Below are 19,275 nucleotides of genomic sequence, written 5' to 3' on the forward strand. Positions count from 1 at the left end.
CGTGTAGTCGTGTGGACGGACCGGCCGTCAGTACGAGCCCTGCTGGGTGCCGACCGGCCCGGCCGGCGGCGCCTGGCGGCCGATCTGCTGCGTCCCGACCTGCTGGGCGCCGGGCTGCCCGCCGGCCGGCGGGAGCTGGGACTGGGCACCGGCCTGGTTCAGGATCGAGTGGAACTTCTGCTGCTGCTCGGCGTCCGCGTTCTGGTAGCCGCGGGCCGCCATGTCGATGCTGGCGCTCATCGCCTCGATCTGGAGCGACAGCGTCCGGGAGAGCTGCTCCAGGTTGGCGTGCACCGTGCTGTAGGCCGACATCAGGTCGCCGGCCTGGCCGAAGTTCTGGCCGAGCTGACCGGCCGTCAACTGCTGCTGGGAGATCTTCCCCTGGCTCGCGGCGGAGCCATCCAGGTCGCGCAGGATGTCGTCGACCCGGGCCTTGAAGGTCTGCAGGTTCTCGACCTCGACCTTGACCGCGCCCGCGCCGACCGCGCCGACCAGGGCGGCGGTCTGCGCGACCATGGCGGCGACCGCGCCGCCGATCGCGCCTCCGACGGCTCCGGCGGCCGCACCGGCGACGGCGCCGTCCCCGGCGTCGTTCATGGCCTCGTTCATCGCGGTTCCCCTTCCCCCGTGGTGCGGTCCGCCGCACCCACCGCACTGCGTTCTCTTCCGGACGCCCGCCCCCGGGGGGCTCCGGTGGCCCCGTTCCCGTTGACCGCGGGGCGCCAAGGGGAAAGGTTAGCGCCCGGGGCGGACCACGGGCAGGGGGTCCCTCCGGACACGTGCGACCGGTGCGGGAAACGGCGGAGCGCGGGTCTCCCGGGGCCGGGTAGCCTGGGCCGGTCGCACGCCGCCCGCGGACCGGCCGAACCCCGGCCCCGTTCCGTCCGCCGGTCAACGGGCGGGCTGCACGGGGGAGTTGGCGATGGAGGAGAAGCGGGTCACCTGGGCCGAGCTGTTCTTCGACCTGGTGTTCGTGTTCGCGGTGACGCAGGTCTCGGCGCTGCTGCACCACCACCACGACGCGGCGGGCAGCGGCCGGGCGCTGATCGCGTTCGTGCCGGTCTACTGGTGCTGGGTCGGCACCACCGTCCAGGCCGACATCCGGGACGTCGACAACCCGCGGGACCGGATCGGGATCTTCGCGGTCGGCCTGGCCGGGCTGTTCATGGCGCTCGCCCTGCCCGCCGCGTACGGTGCCGGCGGCGTGCTGTTCGGCGGCGCGTACTGGGCGGCCCGGCTGGTGCTGATCGGGCTGCTGGTCCGCAGCGTGCCGCGGATCTGGCGCGGCCCGTACGGGGTGGCGGCGCTGGTCTCCGGGCCGCTGCTGCTGGTCGGCGGGCTGGTCGGCTCCCCGCTGCGGGAGGCGCTGTGGGTGGCGGCCGCGGCCGTCGACCTGGCCGCGCCGCTGGTGTTCCGCCGCCACCTGGCCAAGGTCGAGTACCACCCGGGCCACCTGCCGGAGCGCTTCGGCCTGTTCCTGCTGGTGGCGCTCGGCGAGTCGATCGTCGGGATCGGCGCCCCGCTGGCCGGCGGGCCGCTGCACGTCCCCCAACTCGCCTCCGTCGCGCTGGCGTTCGTGATCTCCTGCGCGCTGTGGTGGCAGTACTTCGGGTACGCCGCCGACGCGATGCGGCACGCCATGGAGACCACCGCCTCCCGCCGCGACGTGATGCGGCGGGTCTTCTCGTACGGGCACCTGGCGCTGATCGCGGGCGTGATCACCGTCGCGGTGGGCTTCGCCGAGACGGTGGCCCGGCCCGCGGAGGCGCTCGGCGGCGGCACCCTGGGGCTGCTGTACGGCGGCAGCGCGCTCTACCTGCTGACCTTCAACTACACCCGCCGGACGATGTTCGGGGTGCTGTCGCCGACCCGGCTCGCGGCCGCCGCGCTGGTCGCCGGGCTGCTGGCGCTGCTGCTGCTCACCCCGCTGCACCGGCTGCCCGCGCTGGCCGTGCTCGGGTTGCTGGCCGCCGTGCTGGTCGGCCTGAACGCGTGGGAGGCGCTGCGGGTGCGCGCCGCCCGGCGGGCGGCGGCGGAGCCGGTGCCGACGGCGGCGCAGGGTGTCGGCGCGACTGTGTAGCGTTCACCGCACAGGCCCGGGACGGGTCTGCCGAACGTGACGAGTGAGAGCGGCCGCCGTGCGGCGCGGCCGGTGTGGGAGGTACGACGTGACGGAGCAGGCGGAGACGTCCGTGGGCGGTGCCCTGGAAGTGCCCGAGTCCTGGCAGGGGGTCCTCGCCGAGGAGACCGGAAAGCCGTACTACGCGCAGCTGATGGAGTTCCTGGCCGCCGAGCGGGCCGAGCACGAGGTGTTCCCGCCCGCCGGGCAGGAGTTCTCGGCGCTGGCCGCGACGGCGTTCCCGGACGTGAAGGTGCTGATCCTCGGTCAGGACCCCTACCACGACAACGGCCAGGCGCACGGCATGAGCTTCTCGGTGCTGCCCGGCGTGAAGACCCCGCCGTCGCTGCGCAACATCTACAAGGAGCTGAACACCGACCTCGGCCTCCAGGTGCCGGACAACGGCTACCTGATGCCGTGGGCCGAGCAGGGCGTGCTGCTGCTGAACGCGGTGCTCACGGTGCGGGCGCACGAGGCCAACTCGCACAAGAACAAGGGCTGGGAGAAGTTCACCGACGCGGTGATCAAGGCGGTGTCGGCCCGCGAGGAGCCGTGCGTCTTCGTGCTCTGGGGCGGCTACGCGAAGAAGAAGCTCCCGCTGATCGACACCTCGCGCCACGTGGTGGTGCAGGGCGCGCACCCGTCGCCGCTGTCGGCGAAGCTCTTCCTCGGCAGCAAGCCGTTCTCGCAGATCAACGAGGCCCTGGAGGGCTTCGGCGACAAGCCGGTCGACTGGCAGATCCCGAACCTGAAGAAGTAGCGGGGGAGCCGGGCCGGGCCCGCACGGGCCCGGCCGCACCCGCGGGGGGATTCAGAGGACCGGCGGCTCGGTCGCGGCGCGCAGCCGCTCCATGGTGACGCCGTCGGCGAGTTCGACCAGCCGCAGGCCCTCGGGGGTGACGTCGAGGACGGCCAGGTCGGTGACGATCCGGTGGACGACGGCGCGCCCGGTCGCGGGCAGCGACAGCTCGTTCACGATCTTGGGGCTGCCGTCCTTGGCGGTGTGCTCGGTCACCACGATCAGCCGGCGGGCCCCGTGCACCAGGTCCATCGCGCCGCCCATGCCCTTGACCATCTTCCCGGGGATCATCCAGTTGGCGAGGTCGCCGCGGGCCGAGACCTGCATCGCGCCGAGCACCGAGACGTCGATCCGGCCGGAGCGGACCATGCCGAAGGAGAACGCCGAATCGAAGTACGCCGCACCGGGGTTGACGGTGACGGTCTCCTTCCCGGCGTTGACCAGGTCGGGGTCGACGTCGGCCTCGGCGGGGTAGGGGCCGGTGCCGAGGATGCCGTTCTCGGAGTGCAGCACCACGTGCACGCCCGGCGGCAGGTGGTCCGGGATCAGGGTGGGCAGGCCGATGCCGAGGTTGACGTACTCGCCGTCGCGCAGTTCGCGGGCCGCCCGGGCGGCGAGCGCGGCCCGCGGGTCGAGCAGGGCGGTCATCAGGACTCCTTCGGGGAAACGGAGTTGACGGTGCGCCGCTCGATCCGCCGGTCGGCGGGGTCGGCGGCCACGATCCGGTCGACGTACACGCCGGGCAGGTGCACGGCGTCCGGCGGGATCTCGCCGGGCTCGACGATCCGGTCGGCCTCGACCACGGCGACCCGGCCGGCGGCGGCGCACAGCGGGTTGAAGTTGCGGGCGGCGGCGTGGAACACGCAGTTGCCGTGCCGGTCGGCGACCGCGGCCCGGACCAGCGCGAAGTCCGCGGTGATCGCCTCCTCCAGCAGGTAGCGGCGGCCGCCGAACTCCCGGACCTCCTTGGGCGGGGAGGCCAGCACGACCGTGCCGCCGCCGGGGGCGTAGCGCCGGGGCAGGCCGCCCTCCTCGACCTGGGTGCCCGCGCCCGCGGGGGTGTAGAAGGCGGGGATGCCCGCGCCGCCGGCCCGCAGGCGCTCGGCCAGGGTGCCCTGCGGGACGAGTTCGACCTCCAGTTCGCCGTTCAGGTACTGCCGGGCGAACTCCTTGTTCTCGCCGACGTACGAGGAGGTCGTCCGGGCGATCCGGCCGGCCCGCAGCAGCAGGCCCAGGCCCCAGTCGTCGACCCCGCAGTTGTTGGAGACCACCCGCAGGCCGGTGGTGCCCGCGTCGGCGAGCGCGCCGATCAGGGTGGACGGGATGCCGCACAGGCCGAAGCCGCCGACCGCGAGGACCGCGCCGTCGGGGACGTCCGCGACGGCGCGGGCGGGTGAGTCCAGGACCTTGTCCAACGGGGACCGCCTTGGGGGATGGGGGAGAGGAGGGCTGACTGCCGCCCCACCCTCCCCGCGGGCCCCGCCCGTCGCCATGGCGGCCGGCGCCACGGGGCGGGCGTGCGCCGTGTGGGCGCCGCACACCCGCCCCGGTCCGGCGCCCCGACATGGCGGTGGCCCACACAGTGCGGGCCGCCGATGCGTCGGTCCGTCACATGTCGCGGCCCGGAAGGCTTCTCTACGGTTCCGGCATCCCACCAGCACCGGTACGTCAGGAGCCCGCCACCATGTCAGTCACGGACGCCACCCCCAGACGCCCCGTCCGGAAGCTCGCCGCCCTGGCCGCCTGCGTGCTGCTCGCGGCGGGCTGCGCGAAGGCCGGCACCGCGGGCACCTCGGCCGAGGCCGGGGGCGGCGGTGGGGACCGGAGCCCGGTCAAGGTCGGCCTGGTGTACTCGAGGACCGGCCCGCTGGCCGCCTACGGCAAGCAGTACCTGGAGGGCTTCAAGGCGGGCCTGGCGTACGCCACCAAGGGCAGCAACGCCGTCGACGGCCACCCGGTGGAGATCGCCGAGCAGGACGACGCGGGCGACCCGGCGAAGGCGGTCTCCGCCGCCAAGGACCTGATCGGCAAGAACTACCGGATCCTGGCGGGCTCGACGGCCTCCGGCGTGGCCCTGCAGGTCGGCCCGATCGCCGCCCAGAACAAGGTGTTGTTCATCTCCGGCCCGGCCGCCGCCGACAAGGTCACCGGCCTGAACAAGTACACCTTCCGCTCCGGCCGCCAGTCCTACCAGGACACGAAGGCCGCGGCCTCGTTCATCGGCGATGCCAAGGGCAAGAAGGTCACCGTGCTGGCCCAGGACAGCGCCTTCGGCCAGGCCAACGTGGCCGCCGTCAAGGACGTCCTCGGCGCCGAGGGCGCCACCGTCGACGCGGTGCTCGCCCCGCCGTCCGCGACCGACCTGACGCCGTTCGCCACCCAGGCCAAGGCCGCCAAGCCCGACCTGCTGTACGTGGCCTGGGCCGGCGACACCGCCGCCGCGCTGTGGACCTCGCTCAACCAGCAGGACGTGTTCGCCGCCACCAAGGTGGTCACCGGCCTGGACGTGGCCGCCTCCTACCCGCTGTTCGGCCCCGCCGCCGAGAAGATCGACTTCCTGAACCACTACTTCGCGGGCGCGGCCGGCGGCACCGACGCCGAACTGGCGATGACCGACGCCGTCACCAAGGCCGGCTCCAAGCCCGACCTGTTCACCCCCGACGGCTTCACCGCCGCCCAGATGGTGGTGCACGCGCTGGAGGCCAACAAGGGCTCCGACGCCGACACCGCCGCCCTGGTGAAGGCCCTGGAGGGCTGGAGCTTCGACGGCGTCAAGGGGAAGCTGACGGTCCGGGCCGAGGACCACGCGCTGCTCCAGCCGATGTTCCAGGTCAAGCTGACCGGCAGCGGCGCCGCCGCCAAGCCCACCGCCGAGAAGATCCTGAGCGCCGAGCAGGTCGCCCCGCCGGTCGCCACGATGGCGGGCTGAGCGGCATGACCACCCCCGCCCCGGTCCTGCGGCTGGACGGCCTCGGCTGGTCCGTGCGCGGCGTCCCGATCGTGCAGGACGTCAGCCTGGAGGTGGCCGAGGGCGAGTTCGTCGCCTTCATCGGCCCGAACGGGGCGGGCAAGACCTCCCTGTTCAACCTGGTCTCCGGCATCCACCCCGCCACCCGCGGCACCGTCCACCTGGACGGCGCCGACATCACCGCCCTGCCGGTGCCCGCCCGGGCCCGGCGGGGCCTCGGCCGGACCTTCCAGACCTCCTCGCTCTGGCCCGGCCTCACCGTCGCCGAACACGTCCGCCTGGCCGCCCAGGCCGCCGCCGGACCCGCCGCCTCCTACCGGATCTGGCGGCGCGCCGACCGCTACCGCGCCCGGGTCGAGGAGGTCCTGGAGCGCACCGGCCTGGCCGACCGCGCCGACGACCCGGCCGGCTCGCTCTCGCACGGCGGCAAACGGAAGCTGGAACTCGCCGTGCTGCTGGTCGGCGACCCCCGGCTGATCCTGCTGGACGAGCCGATGGCCGGGGTCAGCGCCGAGGAGGTGCCCGCCCTGGTCGAGCTGATCCGCTCGGTCCACCGCGAGCAGGGCCGCACCGTGCTGATGGTCGAGCACCACATGGACGTGCTGCTCGGCCTCGCCGACCGGCTCGCCGTGATGCACCACGGCACCCTGCTCGCACTCGACACCCCCGAGGCCGTGATGGCCGACGCCACCGTCCAGGGGGCCTACCTCGGGGAGGCGCTGTGACCGACGCCCTGCTGACGGTCCGTGACCTGCGGGTGGTGATCGACGGCCTGCACATCCTGCACGGGGTGGAGCTGGACGTCGCCGCCACCGGCGTCACCGCCCTGCTCGGCCGCAACGGCGCGGGCAAGACCACCACCGTCAAGGCCGTCCTGGGCCTGGTCCCGCGCACCGGCGCGATCACCCTCGACGGCGCCGACATCTCCCGGCTCCCCACCCACCTGGTGGTCCGCCGCGGCATCGGCTACGCCCCCGAGGACCGCGGCGTCTTCGCCGGCCTCAGCGTCGCCGAGAACCTGCGGCTCGCCGAACGCGGCCCCGACCCCGCCTACGGCCTGGTGCACGAGCTGTTCCCCGAACTGGAGCAGCGCCGGAACCAGCCCGCCGGGACGCTCTCCGGCGGCCAGCAGCAGATGGTGGCGATCGCCCGCACCCTGCTCAACGGCAACCGGCTGATCATCGCCGACGAACCCACCAAGGGCCTCGCCCCGAAGATCGTCACCGAGGTCGCCGACGTGCTGGCCCGGGCCGCCGAGGCCGTCCCCGTCCTGCTGGTCGAACAGAACCTGGCCCTGGTCCGCCGGGTGGCCGGCCGCTGCGCCGTCCTCGCCGACGGCCGCACCGCCCACCAGGGCGACGCCCGCGACCTGCTCGCCGACGAGGACGCCGCCCGCCGCCTGCTCGGCGTCGGCAGCCACCGACCCGACTCCCGAGGGGGGACGCCCCGTTGAACACCGTCGTCCTGCTCGCCTGCACCGGACTCGGGCTCGGCGCGCTGTACTTCCTGGTCGCCTCCGGCCTCTCGCTGATCTTCGGCCTGATGGACGTGCTCAACTTCGCGCACGGCGCGCTGCTCTCGGTCGGCGCCTACGCCGCCTGGTGGGCCGCCACCGAGGGCGGCCTCGGCTTCTGGCTCGCCGTCCCGTTCGGCACCGCCGTCGGCACCGCGGCCTCCGTGCTGCTCGAACTCGCCCTGATCCGGCCGCTGTACGCCCGCCCCCGGGACCAGATCCTCGCCACCGTCGGCGTCGGACTCGCCCTGCCCGCCCTGCTGATGGGCGTCTGGGGCTCCGACGCCCGGCCCTTCCCGCAGCCCGCCGCGCTGTCCGGCACCGTCGACCTGCTCGGCGCGACCGTCCCGGTCAACCGCTTCGTGCTGATCGCCGCCGCCGCGGTCGTCCTGCTGCTGCTCCGGCTGTTCCTGGCCCGGACCCGCTACGGCCTGATCGTCCGGGCCGGCGTCGAGGACCGCGCCATGGTCACCGCCCTCGGCATCGACGTCCGCAAGGCGTTCACCCTGGTCTTCGCGATCGGCGGCGCGGCCGCCTCGCTCGGCGGCGCGCTGGCCGGCCTCTACTTCGGCTCGATCAACCCCGGCCAGGGCACCGGCCTGCTGATCTTCGCCTTCGTGGTGGTCGTGATGGGCGGCATGGGCTCGGTCACCGGCGCCGCCGTCGCCTCGGTCGGCGTCGGCCTGGTCCAGCAGTTCGCCAACTACGCGGCAATTCCTGGGTTGGGGGGCGCCGCCGGCCTCGGGGACCTCTCCGTGGTCGTGCTGCTCGCCGTCCTGCTGCTGGTCAAGCCGCGCGGACTCACCGGGAGACTCGCATGACCCCCCTGCTCAAGCGCTGGTGGCCGGCGGCCCTGCTGTTGGTCCTGCTGGCCGCCCCCTACAGCACCCTCCCGCTGCCCGGACTGCTGGACGGCCCGCTCGGCAGCCCCGGCAGCCTGCAACTGCTCGCGCTCTGCCTGCTCTACGGCGGTCTCGCCACCGGCTACGACCTGCTGCTCGGCCGCACCGGCCTGCTCTCCTTCGGGCACGCGCTGTACTTCGCCACCGGCCTGTACGCCACCGACCTGGCCATGCTGGAACTCGGACTGCCCTTCGCCGCCGCCGCGCTGTTCGGCGTCGCCTGCTCGGTGGCGCTCGCGCTGCTGCTCGGCTCGGTGTCGCTGCGGGTCACCGGCATCGGCTTCTCGATGGTGACGCTGGCCTTCGCCCAGGCCGGCGCGATCCTGGTGCAGCGCAACCCCGGCGGCCTGACCGGCGGCGAGGAGGGCCGCTCCGCGCCCGCCGAGCAGCTGCCCGGCGCGCTGGTCGGCATCCAGAACACCGCCAACCTGTACTGGATCGCCCTCGGCTACCTGGTGCTGGTCCTCGCCGTGGTGCACCGGACGGTCGCCTCCCCGACCGGCCGGGTCTGGGCCGGCATCCGGGAGAACGAGCGCCGGGTCGAGGTGCTGGGCCTGCGCCCGTACGGCTTCAAACTGGTCGCGTTCACCGTCTCCGGGGCGCTGGCCGGGGCCGGCGGCGTGGTGTACCTGCTGCTCACCGGTGGTGCGACCCCGCAGGCCGCGAGCTCCGACGCCACCCTGGCGCTGCTGGTGATGGTGGTGCTCGGCGGCTCCGGCACCCGCTGGGGCCCGCTGCTCGGCGGCGTCCTGTACACCTGGGCCGCGCACCGGCTCGGCGACCTCGCCAACTCCGCGTCGGTGGCCGAACTCCCCGCCGTGCTGCGGGTTCCGCTCTCCCAGCCGCTGTTCCTGCTCGGTACGCTCTTCGTCGCCGTGGTGTACCTGCTCCCCGGCGGGCTGGCCCGGCTCCCCGCCCGCCTGCGGGCCGGCCGCACCGCGCGGCCCGCCGCCGCCCCCGCCACCGCCGTCCCGGAAGGTGCCGCATGACACCCCCTCAGGAACTCGCCGTCCCCGTCGAGGGCGGCGACCTCGCCGTCCTGCACTGGCCGGCGGCCGACCCCGGCGCGCCCGTGCTGGTCGCCGTGCACGGCATCACCGCCAACGCGCTGGCCTGGGGCGCGCTGGCCCGCCGGCTGGCCGGCCGGGCCGCCCTGTACGCCCCCGACCTGCGCGGCCGGGCCGCCAGCCGCGACCTGCCCGGCCCGTACGGCCTGGCCCGGCACGCCGAGGACACGGCCGCGCTGATCACCGCCCTGGACGCGGGCCCGGTCCGGCTGGTCGGCCACTCGATGGGCGCCTGGGTCTCCGCCCTGACGGCGGTCCACCACCCGTCCCTGGTGCGGGAGTTGACCCTGGTGGACGGGGCGGTGAGCTTCCCGCTCCCGGCCGGGGTCCGCCCCGAGGACGCGCTCGCCGCGGTGCTCGGCCCCGCGCTGGCCCGGCTCTCCGCCGTCTTCGAGTCCCGGGCCGCCTACCGGGCCTTCTGGCAGGCCCACCCCGCCTTCGACCCGTGGACCGACGAGCTCGACGCCTACACCCAGCGCGACCTGGTCGGCACGGAACCCGCCCTGGTCTCCTCCTGCGTGCACGCCGCGATCGACACCGACGGCGCCCAGGTCCTGCTGGACCCGGAGGCCGCCGCCGCGATCCACCGCCTCACCGTCCCCGCCCGCCTGCTGTACGCCGCCCGCGGCCTGCTGGACGAACCGCAGGCCCTCTACGACACCGGGCGGCTGGCGGCGGCCGGACTCGCCGTCCCCACCGAACTCGTGCCCGACACCAACCACTACTCGATCATCGCCGCCGAGCGCCTGGCGGAGGTCCTGCTCGGCGGCTGAGACCCCCGCCCCGAGGGGCCCCGGCCCGGCTCAGACGAAGGTCTGCCAGCCGCCGGCCGGGGCCTGGCCGACGTTCAGGGTGCGGAGCTTGCGGAGCACGGCCTGGTCCTGCGCCTCCAGCCACTCCACCAGCTGCTTGAAGGAGACCAGGCGGACGTCGGGCTTGCCGGCGATCTGCTTCAGGGTCTCCTCGACGGCGTCCATGTAGATGCCGCCGTTCCACTGCTCGAAGTGGTTGCCGATGAAGAACGGCGCCCGGTTGGTGGTGTAGGCCCGGTTGAAGCCCGCCAGGTAGGAGTCCCGGGCCTGGTCGCGCCACTGGCCGTACTTGGTGGCGTCGCCCTTGGTGGAGCCGCCGGACTGGTTGGCGAGGATGTTGTAGTCCATCGACAGCACCTGGAAGCTGTGGCCGGGGAACGGGATGCCCTGCAGCGGGAAGTCCCAGATCTTGCCGTCCTGGACCTTCTGCGGCCAGATCTGCAGGCCGCCGGGGGAGGAGGCGTCGTACTTCCAGCCCAGCTTGGCGGCGGTCGGCAGCAGCGCCTTCTGGCCCTCCAGGCAGGGGGTGCGGCCGCCGATCAGCTCCTTCTTGTAGTCGAAGGGCAGCGGGTCGAGGTCGGTGAAGCCGGTGTTGGTCCGCCACTGGGTGACGAAGCCGACCGCCTGCTCGATCTCGCTCTCCCAGTCCTCCGGCGTCCACTTGTTGACGCCGTTGCCGTCGGAGCGGGTGGAGCAGAAGTGCCCGTTGAAGTGGGTGCCGATCTCGTGGCCGGCCAGCCAGGCCTGGCTGATCAGCTTCAGGGTGTTGCGGACCGCGTTCGCCGACAGGAACGGGATGTCGGAGGCGCCGACCGAGTGCTTCGGCGGGTGGTACAGCGAGGACTTCTCCTTCGGCAGCGCGTAGATGCCGGACAGGAAGAAGGTCATCGCCGCCTTGTGCTCCTCGGCGAGCTTGAGGAAGCGGGTGAACTGGCCGTCGTCGGTGGCGCCCGCGCCGTCCCAGGACAGCACCACGAACTGCGGCGGGGCCTCGCCGGGCTTGAGCTTCTCGGGCGCGGGCTGGTTCGGCTGCGCGCCGGTGTCGGCGTTCGAGCCGTCGCCCAGCGGGGTGCCCTTGACCGTGGGCTGCGTGGAGCCGCCCTTGCCGCCACCGCCCCCGCCGGCGCCCCCGGCGTCCGAGCCGCCGCCGCCACCGCCCCCGCCGGAACAGGCGGCGACGGCCCCGAGGGCCGCGGTGGCCGCGGTGGCGGTCAGCACTGTCCTGCGCGAGATGGTGCTCATGGTCTCCCCTGCCGAGTGGCCCGGCCGAAAGAAGCTCCGGCGGCCGACACGCGGCCCCGGAGGTCAACTTCTGGCAAAATCGGACAATTTGACGGTATAGCCACCCCAGGATGGCATGTCCGGGGTGGTTCGGACCAATGCCGTCCGCGGCCCTCAGAGAGGTCGTGAGAGGTCGCGAGAGGCCGTGAGAGGCCGTCCACCCGTCACCCGGTCATCACGCCGACGGGCCCGCGACGGCTCCCGGGGAGCCCGTCTTGTTGCCGTCCTGAGACAGAGCACCGCCCCCGGCGGGGCGCTCAGGCGCCTTCGACCAGCACCGCGAGCTTGCGCCGCCGCCGCACCAGCTGCACCACCGCGGAACTGATCGCGGTCGCCGCCGCGCAGGAGATCGCGAAGCTCAGCCAGGCGGTGTCGAACCAGTGCAGGTTCAGCCAGCCCAGGCTGACGATGTACCCGGCCCAGACCACGGCCGCCACCGCCGACCAGCGCAGGAAGGTCCACGGCCGGTACGGGGAGTGCCCGACCGCCAGGTCCAGCACCGTCCGCCCGGCCGGCACGAAGCGCGCCACGATCACGATCACCGCCGCCGCCCGGCCGGCCCGCCCCGCCAGCGCCCGCTGCACCCGCTCCACGCTGGCCGCCAGCCGCGGCCGGCGGGCCAGCCGGCGGTGCACGGCCGGGGCGCCGCGCCGGGCCAGGTGCAGCAGCAGCAGGTCGCCCAGGAACGAGGCGATCGCCACGCCGACCGCCAGCAGGATCGGCGAACCGCCCATCTGCCCGGTCTTCAGCACGGCCAGGATCACCAGCGTCCCGCTGGGCAGGAACGGCAGGAAGGCGTCGCCTAGGACGGCGGCCAGGGCGAGCCCGCAGTACCAGGCGGGGCCGATCACGGCATTGGCGTCCAAGGCGGTTCTCCCTCCAGCGCGCCCGGGGGGAGGCGACTGTACGGGGGACAACGCTAGCGCGGGCACATTTCATGTCATGAAGCACCCCCTGTGGCGCACCGCACACGGGCGGTGCGCGCGGGCCGCGCGCACGCGAGAGCCCCCGGGCGGGGTGCCGCTCCGGGGGCTCATGGGGATCGAACGACGCTGGTCGAGCCCGCCGATCTGTCGCAGGCGCGCGGAGCCGGTACGTGCTCCGCGACGATCACCAGCCTGCCGCACCGGACGGCCCGCGGCCGCCGTTCCCCCTGGCGGGTTCCCGCTCTGGCGTGAAGTCGCCATGCAGAGTGGCCTGCTGTCGGACCGTCAGCCCGCGGCCGCCCCCGCCGGGAACAAGGCGCCGCGGCCCGCCGGTTGTCCCCCGACGAACGCCCGGGCACCCGGCCGGGGCACCAGGAGGACGCACCGCATGAGCACCGCACCGGAGCCGACCGCCCCGCAGCCCGCCGAGACCGCCGAGAGCACCGCCAGGCAGCCCGCCGACCCGGTCCGCGGCCGCGCCGCCGGCACCGCCCCCGCCCCGCTCTCCGTCCTCGACCTCGCCACCATCGGCACCGGCCACACCCCCGGCGAGGCGCTGGCCGCCACCACCGAACTCGCCCGGGCCGCCGAAGGCTGGGGCTACCACCGGTTCTGGGTCGCCGAGCACCACGGCATGCCCGGCATCGCCTCCTCCGTCCCCGCCGTGCTGCTCGCCCACCTCGGCGCGCACACCTCCACGCTGCGCCTCGGCTCCGGCGGCGTGATGCTGCCCAACCACGCCCCGCTGGCGATCGCCGAGCAGTTCGGCATGCTGGAGGCCCTGCACCCCGGCCGGATCGACCTCGGCCTCGGCCGCGCCCCCGGCACCGACCAGGCCACCGCCCGGGCGCTGCGGCAGAGCGCGACCGACGGCGCCGAGGACTTCCCCCGGCAGCTCGCCGAACTGATCCACTTCCTGGACGGCGACTTCCCCGACGGCCACCCCTACGCCCGGCTGGCGGCCGTCCCCCGCTCGGCCTCCCGCCCGCCGACCTGGCTGCTCGGCTCCTCCGGCTTCAGCGCCCGGCTCGCCGCCGGCCTCGGCCTGCCGTTCGCCTTCGCGCACCACTTCAGCGCCGCCAACACCGTCCCCGCCCTCGACCTGTACCGGGACGGCTTCACCCCGTCCGCGGTGCTGGAGAAGCCGTACGCGCTGATCGGGGTCAGTGCCGTCGCCGCGGAGAGCCGGGAGCGGGCGCGGTGGCTGGCCCGGTCGGCGGGCCTGGCGATGCTGCGGCTGCGGCAGGGCCGCCCCGGCCCGATCCCGACCCCGGAGGAGGCCGCCGCGCACCCGTACACGATGGCCGAGGAGGACTTCCTGGACTCCTGGCTGGCCAACGTGGTGCTGGGCACCCCCGAGGAGGTCGCGGCCGGCCTGGAGGCGCTGCGCCGCCGCACCGGCGCGGACGAGCTGATGGTGACCTCGCACATCCACGGGCACCGCAACCGGCTGGAGTCCTACCGCCTGATCGCCGAGGCGTACGGCCTCACCGGCGCTGGTCGCGCAGTATCGCGGTGATCGCCTCCGGGGCCCCGGGGCGGGCGTAGTACCAGCCCTGGGCGGTGTCGCAGCCGGTCAGCCGGAGCCGCTCGACCTGGGCGGCGTTCTCGATGCCCTCGGCGGTGACGGTCAGCCCGAGGGCGTGCGCCAGCTGCACCACCGCGCCGACGATCTGCTCGTCGGCGGCCCGCCGGCCGTCCGCGCCCGGCGTGGCCTCCCGGAACGCCTCGACGAAGGTGGCGTCCAGCTTCAGGGTGTGCACCGGCAGCCGGGACAGGTAGGCCAGGTTGGAGTAGCCGGTGCCGAAGTCGTCGATGGCGATCCGCACGCCCATGTCGGCCAGCGCCTGCAGCGCCTGCAGCGGGCGGCCGCCCGGGCCCAGCAGGTCGCTCTCGGTGATCTCCAGCTGCAGCAGCCGGGCCGGCAGTCCGGTGCGGGCCAGCACCTCGGCCACGTCGGCGACCACGTCGGAGTCCCAGATCTGCCGGGCCGCCAGGTTCACCGAGACGAACGCCTCGGCGTCCGGGAACTCGTCCAGCCACCGCCGGGTCTGCCGGCAGGACTCCTCCAGCACCCACTTGCCGAGCGGGACGATCGCCCCCGACTCCTCGGCGATCGGGATGAACCGGTCCGGCGACAGCAGCCCCAGCCGGGGGTGGCGCCAGCGCACCAGCGCCTCGGTGCCGTGGACGGTGCCGTCGGCCAGGCCCACCAGCGGCTGGTACTCGACCAGGAACTCGCCGCGCTCCACCGCCGGGCGCAGCGCCGTCGCCAGCAGGTGCCGGGTCAGCTGGTCGGCGCCGCGGTCGCGGTCGTACAGCGTCCAGCGGGCCCGGCCGTCGGACTTCGACCAGTACAGCGTCGAGTCGGCGTCCCGGACCAGGTCGGTGGGCGTCGAGCCGTGCACCGGGCGCTCCACCACGCCGATCGAGGCGGTGACGGTCAGCCGGTGCCCGGCCACCTCGAACGGCCGCTCCAGCGCCTCCATCAGCTCCGCCGCCAGGTCGGTCAGCTGCCGGTCGCCGTCGCTCGCGGTGACCAGCACCGCGAACTCGTCGCCGCCCAGCCGGGCCACCAGCCGCCCGTCCTGGTGCGCGAACCCGCGCTCCAGCCGGGCCGCGACCGCCACCAGCAGCTGGTCGCCGACGTGGTGGCCGAGCGTCTCGTTGATCGCGGCGAAGCCGTCCAGGTCGACGTAGCAGAGGCCGACCCGGGGCTCCTCGCCCGCGCCCGGCCGGTCCTGGTCGCCCGGCTTGAACGCGGACTCCAGCCGCTCGTAGAACGCCGTCCGGTTCGGCAGCCTGGTCAGCGGGTCGTGCAGCGCCTGGTAGGCGAGCCGGTCGCCGAGCCTGCGCTGCTCGGTGATGTCCTCGACGGTGACCAGCGTGCAGTGCGGCGCGCCCCGGCCGTCCCGGATCAGCGAGGCGGTGACCCGGCCCCAGACCTCGTGGCCGCCGCGGTGCTTCAGCCGCTTCTCCGCGCTCATCCGCTCGCGCTCGCCGCGCACCAGCTCCCGGTAGCGCCGCCCGGAGGACTCCTCGGGATCGACGATGTCGCGGACGTGCATGCCGGGCAGGTCGGCGCTCTCCCGGCCGAGCATCGCCGCGAACGCCGGATTGCCCTCGATCACCAGGTTGTCGGTGCCGATCAGCAGCATGCCGATCCCGACGTCGGAGAAGGCCGCCCGGAACCGGGACTCGCCGGCCCGCAGCGCCTCGGCGTCGCCGCCCGTCGGGCTCCCGCAGGACTCGCAGAACCCCTGCGGCCCGGTGTCCGGGCGCGGCGTTTCGGGCCGCCCACCCCGATGGTGTGCGTCGGCCCCGAGATTCCGGCCCGGCACGGCACGCTCCCGTCCGCTGCTGCCACTGGTCGGACCGGCTGCCCCTGCGGGCGGGACCGGTCCCGCGGCCCGCCGCCCGGCGGCCCCGGCCGCGGGACCGGGAGCTGTCGGCGGCCTCGGGCCACGCTTGTCGATCATAGGCCGCCGTTGTGACTGTGCGCGACCGCCGCCTGAGTGATGCGTGAGGAATGTCCGTAGATGTCCGCTACATTCCGGACGGCGTCCCCGGCGGCGCCGGTGGCGCACGCCGGGGACGTACCTCATCGCTCACGCACCGTAGCGGTACGTGAGTGGGCGGGGCGCCGGGTGACGGAGCGTCGCCCCGGCCGCCCCCGACCGGGTCAGGCCAGGCTCGCCGACAGCGTGATCCCGGTGCCCGCCAGCGCCTTGCTCACCGGGCAGTTCGCCTTCGCGTCCTCGGCCGCCTTCACGAAGCCCGCCTCGTCCAGGCCCGGGACGGTGCCGACCACGGTCAGGTGGATGCCCGTGATGCCGGTGCCCGGCTGGAAGGTCACGTCCGCCTTGGTCTCCAGCGCGGTGGGCGGGGTGCCGGCCCCGGCCAGGCCGTGCGAGAGCGCCATCGAGAAGCACGCCGAGTGCGCGGCCGCGATCAGCTCCTCCGGGCTGGTCTTCCCGTTCGGGGCCTCCGCCCGGGCCGGCCAGGACACCGGGTACGCGCCGATGCCCGAGGAGTCGAAGGTCACCAGGCCCTTGCCGTCGAGCAGGTTGCCCTCCCACTCGGTGTGCGCGGTGCGGGTCGTTGCCACGATCAGGTACCTCCTGTAAGGGGAACTGCCGGTCGAACTGCTGCGCCCGCGACCGGACTTCCGGCCGCGACCCGCCCAGCCTACGGCCCGGGACCGGCCCCGGTGCGCGAACGCCGCGCCACGGGCCGGGCGTGCGCCGGGGCGCACCCGGAGCGGCCCCCGCACCGCGTCCCACATGCCGGAACGCCCCCTGGATCGGGGCCGGTCGGGCCCGTCCGCCCTGTTAGATTGGCCGTTCGCCGCGCCCGATCGCCGCGCCCGAGCGCCCACCCGCACCCCGCATCGGAGCCACCCCACATGACGGACCAGCCCACCGCCGCCCCGGCGGGGATCGACGACGCCGTGAGCGCCGAGCTGACCCGCCTGCGCGAGTCCATCGACAACATCGACGCCGCCGTCGTCCACATGCTGGCCGAGCGCTTCAAGGCCACCCAGCAGGTCGGCCGGCTCAAGGCCGAGCACCGGCTGCCCCCGGCCGACCCCGAGCGCGAGCGCCGCCAGATCACCCGGCTGCGCGAACTCGCCGTCAGCGCCAACCTCGACCCGGTCTTCGCCGAGAAGTTCCTGAACTTCATCATCGCCGAGGTGATCCGCCACCACGAGGCCATCGCCAACGACGCCCAGCCCGAGCACTGACCACCGGCGGGAGTGTCCGCTCCGGTTAAAGACCGGATTTCGCGCCGCCGTCCGGGCGGGTTAGCGTGCAGTTCTTCCGGAGGAGGCGGTGTCGGTGGCGGTCGCGGTGACCGAGGAGGCTGCGCAGGCGCGGGGCCGGCGCAGGCGCCGGCCCTGGTACGTCGAACTGCCGGTGATGATCGCGATCGGCCTGGTGATCGCCGTGCTGATCAAGACCTTCCTGTTCCAGATGTTCTCGATCCCGTCCGGGTCGATGGAGAACACCCTCCAGATCGGCGACCGGGTCGCCGTCAACAAGCTCGCCGCCCACACCGGTTGGAAGCCCGAGCCCGGCGAGCCCGTGGTCTTCAAGGACCCGGGCGGCTGGCTGCCGCCCGCCCCCCAGGGGGGCAACGCCGTCACCGGGGCGATCCACACCGGCCTGTCCGCGGTCGGGCTGCTGCCCCCCGGCGACGACTACCTGGTCAAGCGGGTGATCGCCACCGGCGGCCAGCGCGTCGCCTGCCACGGCAGCACCCTCACCGTCGACGACAAGGCCGTCGCCGAGCCCTACCTGCACCCCGGCGACGACTCCTGCGCCGGCATGGACTTTGGCCCGGTCACCGTCCCCGCCGGGCACGTCTGGGTCGAGGGCGACCACCGCAGCGACTCCGCCGACTCCCGCTACCACCGCGACGACGCCAACGGCGGCGCCGTCCCGGTCGGCAACCTGGTCGGCCCGGCCAGCGCCGTGGTCTGGCCGCTCGGCCACTTCGACTGGTTCGGCTGGAGCGGCCGCTGACCCCCCGTCGGCGCGTCCCCCAACGGGCGTACGATGACCGGGTGTTCATCCTGGAGCTGACCTACACCGCCCCGCTGGAGCGCATCGACGCCCTGCTGCCCGCCCACGTCGAATGGCTGGCCGAGCACTACGCGAACGGCACCTTCCTCGCCTCCGGCCGCAAGGTCCCGCGCGACGGCGGCATCATCCTCGCCGTCGCCCCCGACCGCCCCGCCGTCGAGGCCCTCGCCGCCACCGACCCCTTCGTCCCGGCCGGCGCCGCCGCCTACCGCATCACCGAGTTCGTCGCCACCACCACCGGCCCCGCCCTCGCCCCGCACCGCGAGACCCTCCCGGCCTGACGGCCCGCTAGGAGCGGCTCGCGGACTGGGCGGCGAAGGCGCCGGCCAGGACGAGGGCGCCGCCGAGGAGTTGGGGGGTGCCGAGGTGTTCGCCGAGGAGGAACCAGGCGAGGACGGTGGCGACCACGGCCTCCAGGTTGGCGACCACGCCGGCGACCGGCGGGGAGAGGTACTGCACGGAGACCACGCCGGTGAGGTAGGCGAGGACGGTGGCGACCAGGACCATCCAGAGGGCGGGGAGCAGGGCCGGGAGCTGGTGGCCGTTCATGGTGACGGCGCGGCCGAGCAGTGACCAGTCGGCCTGCCAGGGGCGGGTGAAGGCGGTGAGCAGGACGGCGCCGATCAGCAGCCCGTACGCGGAGACCGCCAGCGGGTCGACCGGCCGCTCGCCGCGCCGCCCCGCGTCGGCGAGGACGAAGTAGCCGACCTGGCAGCAGGCCGCGCCGAGCGCGAACAGGACGCCGAGCGCGTCGAAGCCCAGGCCGTTCCAGACCTCGACCACGCAGGCCAGGCCGGCCACCGCGACGCCCGCCCCGGCCATCGCCCGGCGCGGGACGTGCCGCCGCTGCACCAGCCGGACGTACCCGATCAGCAGCGGCGGCCCCAGGTACTCGATCAGCAGCGCCACGCCCACCGGGATCCGGGAGATCGCCGCGAAGTAGCAGGCCTGCACGCCCGCGACGGCCAGCAGGCCGAAGCCGAACAGCACCCCGGGCCGGCGCAGCACCGCGTCCCGGTGCCGCCAGGCGACCGGCAGCAGCACCAGGGCCGCGCCGGCCACCCGCAGCCAGACGGTGTGGGCGGGCGACAGCCCGGCCTCGATCAGCGGTTTGGCGGCCGTCCCGGACCCGCCGAAGGCGACCGCGGAGACCAGGGCCAGCGCCAGGCCGACCGTCGCGGCCCGCCGGGCCGGGGCGGGCCCGGCGGCGGTGGGCGCCGGAACGGCGGCGGGGGAGGGGGCGGGGGCGTCCACGGGGACGGCGGAGGGGTCCGAGCTGCTGCGCACCGCCGCATTGTGCCAG

General features: G+C 74.6%; 20 protein-coding genes. 12 read left to right on the forward strand and 8 right to left on the reverse strand.

Going from position 1 to position 19,275, the window contains the following annotated elements:
* Window positions 1-27: 27 nt before the first annotated feature.
* Window positions 28-609 (reverse strand): hypothetical protein, encoded by a 582-nt coding sequence (locus ACIQBJ_RS32215; RefSeq protein WP_400717762.1) that lies wholly within the window; start codon window positions 607-609, stop codon window positions 28-30.
* A gap of 313 nt (window positions 610-922) precedes the next feature.
* On the opposite strand from ACIQBJ_RS32215, the gene ACIQBJ_RS32220 reads away from it, so the two are divergent.
* A complete protein-coding gene (locus ACIQBJ_RS32220) occupies window positions 923-2,080 on the forward strand; it encodes a low temperature requirement protein A (RefSeq protein WP_400717765.1) in 1,158 nt (385 codons plus the stop codon).
* Between the two features lie 88 nt (window positions 2,081-2,168).
* Window positions 2,169-2,879 carry a uracil-DNA glycosylase gene (locus tag ACIQBJ_RS32225; protein WP_400717767.1) on the forward strand — a complete coding sequence of 237 codons (711 nt, stop codon included), beginning with the start codon at window positions 2,169-2,171 and terminating at the stop codon, window positions 2,877-2,879.
* A gap of 51 nt (window positions 2,880-2,930) precedes the next feature.
* Here the strand turns inward: ACIQBJ_RS32225 and ACIQBJ_RS32230 are convergent, their stop codons facing one another.
* Together ACIQBJ_RS32230 and ACIQBJ_RS32235 are read right to left on the reverse strand one after the other, a co-directional pair.
* Window positions 2,931-3,566: a 3-oxoacid CoA-transferase subunit B gene (locus tag ACIQBJ_RS32230; protein WP_400717769.1), complete on the reverse strand. Its 636-nt coding sequence runs from the start codon at window positions 3,564-3,566 to the stop codon at window positions 2,931-2,933.
* Window positions 3,566-4,333, reverse strand: coding sequence for a CoA transferase subunit A (locus ACIQBJ_RS32235; protein ID WP_400717771.1), 768 nt, complete (start codon window positions 4,331-4,333; stop codon window positions 3,566-3,568). Before ACIQBJ_RS32235 ends, ACIQBJ_RS32230 begins: the two co-directional genes overlap by 1 nt.
* A gap of 269 nt (window positions 4,334-4,602) precedes the next feature.
* Between ACIQBJ_RS32235 and ACIQBJ_RS32240 the strand changes: the two genes are divergently transcribed.
* From ACIQBJ_RS32240 to ACIQBJ_RS32265, 6 genes are read left to right on the forward strand one after another with little or no spacing between them, the layout of a single operon-like run.
* Window positions 4,603-5,847 (forward strand): substrate-binding domain-containing protein, encoded by a 1,245-nt coding sequence (locus ACIQBJ_RS32240; RefSeq protein WP_400717774.1) that lies wholly within the window; start codon window positions 4,603-4,605, stop codon window positions 5,845-5,847.
* Window positions 5,848-5,852: 5 nt separating this feature from the next.
* Window positions 5,853-6,611 carry an ABC transporter ATP-binding protein gene (locus ACIQBJ_RS32245; protein WP_400717776.1) on the forward strand — a complete coding sequence of 253 codons (759 nt, stop codon included), beginning with the start codon at window positions 5,853-5,855 and terminating at the stop codon, window positions 6,609-6,611.
* Window positions 6,608-7,339 carry an ABC transporter ATP-binding protein gene (locus ACIQBJ_RS32250; protein ID WP_400717779.1) on the forward strand — a complete coding sequence of 244 codons (732 nt, stop codon included), beginning with the start codon at window positions 6,608-6,610 and terminating at the stop codon, window positions 7,337-7,339. Before ACIQBJ_RS32245 ends, ACIQBJ_RS32250 begins: the two co-directional genes overlap by 4 nt.
* Window positions 7,336-8,220, forward strand: a complete 885-nt coding sequence (locus ACIQBJ_RS32255) for a branched-chain amino acid ABC transporter permease (protein ID WP_400717782.1) — start codon at window positions 7,336-7,338, stop codon at window positions 8,218-8,220. Before ACIQBJ_RS32250 ends, ACIQBJ_RS32255 begins: the two co-directional genes overlap by 4 nt.
* Entirely contained in the window at window positions 8,217-9,290 is a 1,074-nt protein-coding gene (locus ACIQBJ_RS32260) for a branched-chain amino acid ABC transporter permease (protein ID WP_400717784.1), read from the forward strand. The genes ACIQBJ_RS32255 and ACIQBJ_RS32260 overlap by 4 nt, the downstream gene beginning before the upstream one ends.
* Window positions 9,287-10,141, forward strand: a complete 855-nt coding sequence (locus tag ACIQBJ_RS32265; RefSeq protein WP_400717787.1) for an alpha/beta hydrolase — start codon at window positions 9,287-9,289, stop codon at window positions 10,139-10,141. Before ACIQBJ_RS32260 ends, ACIQBJ_RS32265 begins: the two co-directional genes overlap by 4 nt.
* Window positions 10,142-10,171: 30 nt before the next feature.
* On the opposite strand, the gene ACIQBJ_RS32270 is transcribed toward ACIQBJ_RS32265, so the two are convergent.
* Together ACIQBJ_RS32270 and ACIQBJ_RS32275 are read right to left on the reverse strand one after the other, a co-directional pair.
* On the reverse strand, window positions 10,172-11,422 hold the full coding sequence (locus ACIQBJ_RS32270; RefSeq protein WP_400717789.1) for a hypothetical protein: 1,251 nt from the start codon (window positions 11,420-11,422) through the stop codon (window positions 10,172-10,174).
* A 296-nt stretch (window positions 11,423-11,718) separates the two neighbouring features.
* Entirely contained in the window at window positions 11,719-12,327 is a 609-nt protein-coding gene (locus tag ACIQBJ_RS32275) for a DedA family protein (RefSeq protein ID WP_400717791.1), read from the reverse strand.
* 448 nt (window positions 12,328-12,775) lie between these two features.
* Here ACIQBJ_RS32275 and ACIQBJ_RS32280 point away from each other — a divergent pair, with 448 nt between their 5' ends.
* Window positions 12,776-13,906 carry an LLM class flavin-dependent oxidoreductase gene (locus tag ACIQBJ_RS32280; RefSeq protein ID WP_400717794.1) on the forward strand — a complete coding sequence of 377 codons (1,131 nt, stop codon included), beginning with the start codon at window positions 12,776-12,778 and terminating at the stop codon, window positions 13,904-13,906.
* On the opposite strand, the gene ACIQBJ_RS32285 is transcribed toward ACIQBJ_RS32280, so the two are convergent.
* Both ACIQBJ_RS32285 and ACIQBJ_RS32290 read right to left on the reverse strand, forming a co-directional pair.
* On the reverse strand, window positions 13,875-15,728 hold the full coding sequence (locus tag ACIQBJ_RS32285) for a putative bifunctional diguanylate cyclase/phosphodiesterase (protein WP_400717796.1): 1,854 nt from the start codon (window positions 15,726-15,728) through the stop codon (window positions 13,875-13,877). The two genes, ACIQBJ_RS32280 and ACIQBJ_RS32285, sit on opposite strands and share 32 nt — an antisense overlap.
* A 341-nt stretch (window positions 15,729-16,069) precedes the next feature.
* On the reverse strand, window positions 16,070-16,495 hold the full coding sequence (locus tag ACIQBJ_RS32290) for an OsmC family protein (RefSeq protein WP_400717798.1): 426 nt from the start codon (window positions 16,493-16,495) through the stop codon (window positions 16,070-16,072).
* A 297-nt stretch (window positions 16,496-16,792) separates the two neighbouring features.
* Between ACIQBJ_RS32290 and ACIQBJ_RS32295 the strand changes: the two genes are divergently transcribed.
* From ACIQBJ_RS32295 to ACIQBJ_RS32305, 3 genes are all read left to right on the forward strand, one after another.
* Window positions 16,793-17,131: a chorismate mutase gene (locus tag ACIQBJ_RS32295; protein ID WP_400717800.1), complete on the forward strand. Its 339-nt coding sequence runs from the start codon at window positions 16,793-16,795 to the stop codon at window positions 17,129-17,131.
* Between the two features lie 94 nt (window positions 17,132-17,225).
* On the forward strand, window positions 17,226-17,912 hold the full coding sequence (gene lepB / locus ACIQBJ_RS32300; protein ID WP_400717802.1) for a signal peptidase I: 687 nt from the start codon (window positions 17,226-17,228) through the stop codon (window positions 17,910-17,912).
* Window positions 17,913-17,953: 41 nt separating this feature from the next.
* Window positions 17,954-18,253, forward strand: coding sequence for a YciI family protein (locus ACIQBJ_RS32305; RefSeq protein WP_400717804.1), 300 nt, complete (start codon window positions 17,954-17,956; stop codon window positions 18,251-18,253).
* A 7-nt stretch (window positions 18,254-18,260) separates the two neighbouring features.
* On the opposite strand, the gene ACIQBJ_RS32310 is transcribed toward ACIQBJ_RS32305, so the two are convergent.
* Window positions 18,261-19,259 (reverse strand): EamA family transporter, encoded by a 999-nt coding sequence (locus ACIQBJ_RS32310; protein WP_400717806.1) that lies wholly within the window; start codon window positions 19,257-19,259, stop codon window positions 18,261-18,263.
* Between the last annotated feature and the right edge of the window lie 16 nt (window positions 19,260-19,275).

Origin of the sequence: Kitasatospora sp. NPDC088391 (genome assembly GCF_044753345.1) — a bacterium.
Taxonomy (GTDB): domain Bacteria; phylum Actinomycetota; class Actinomycetes; order Streptomycetales; family Streptomycetaceae; genus Kitasatospora.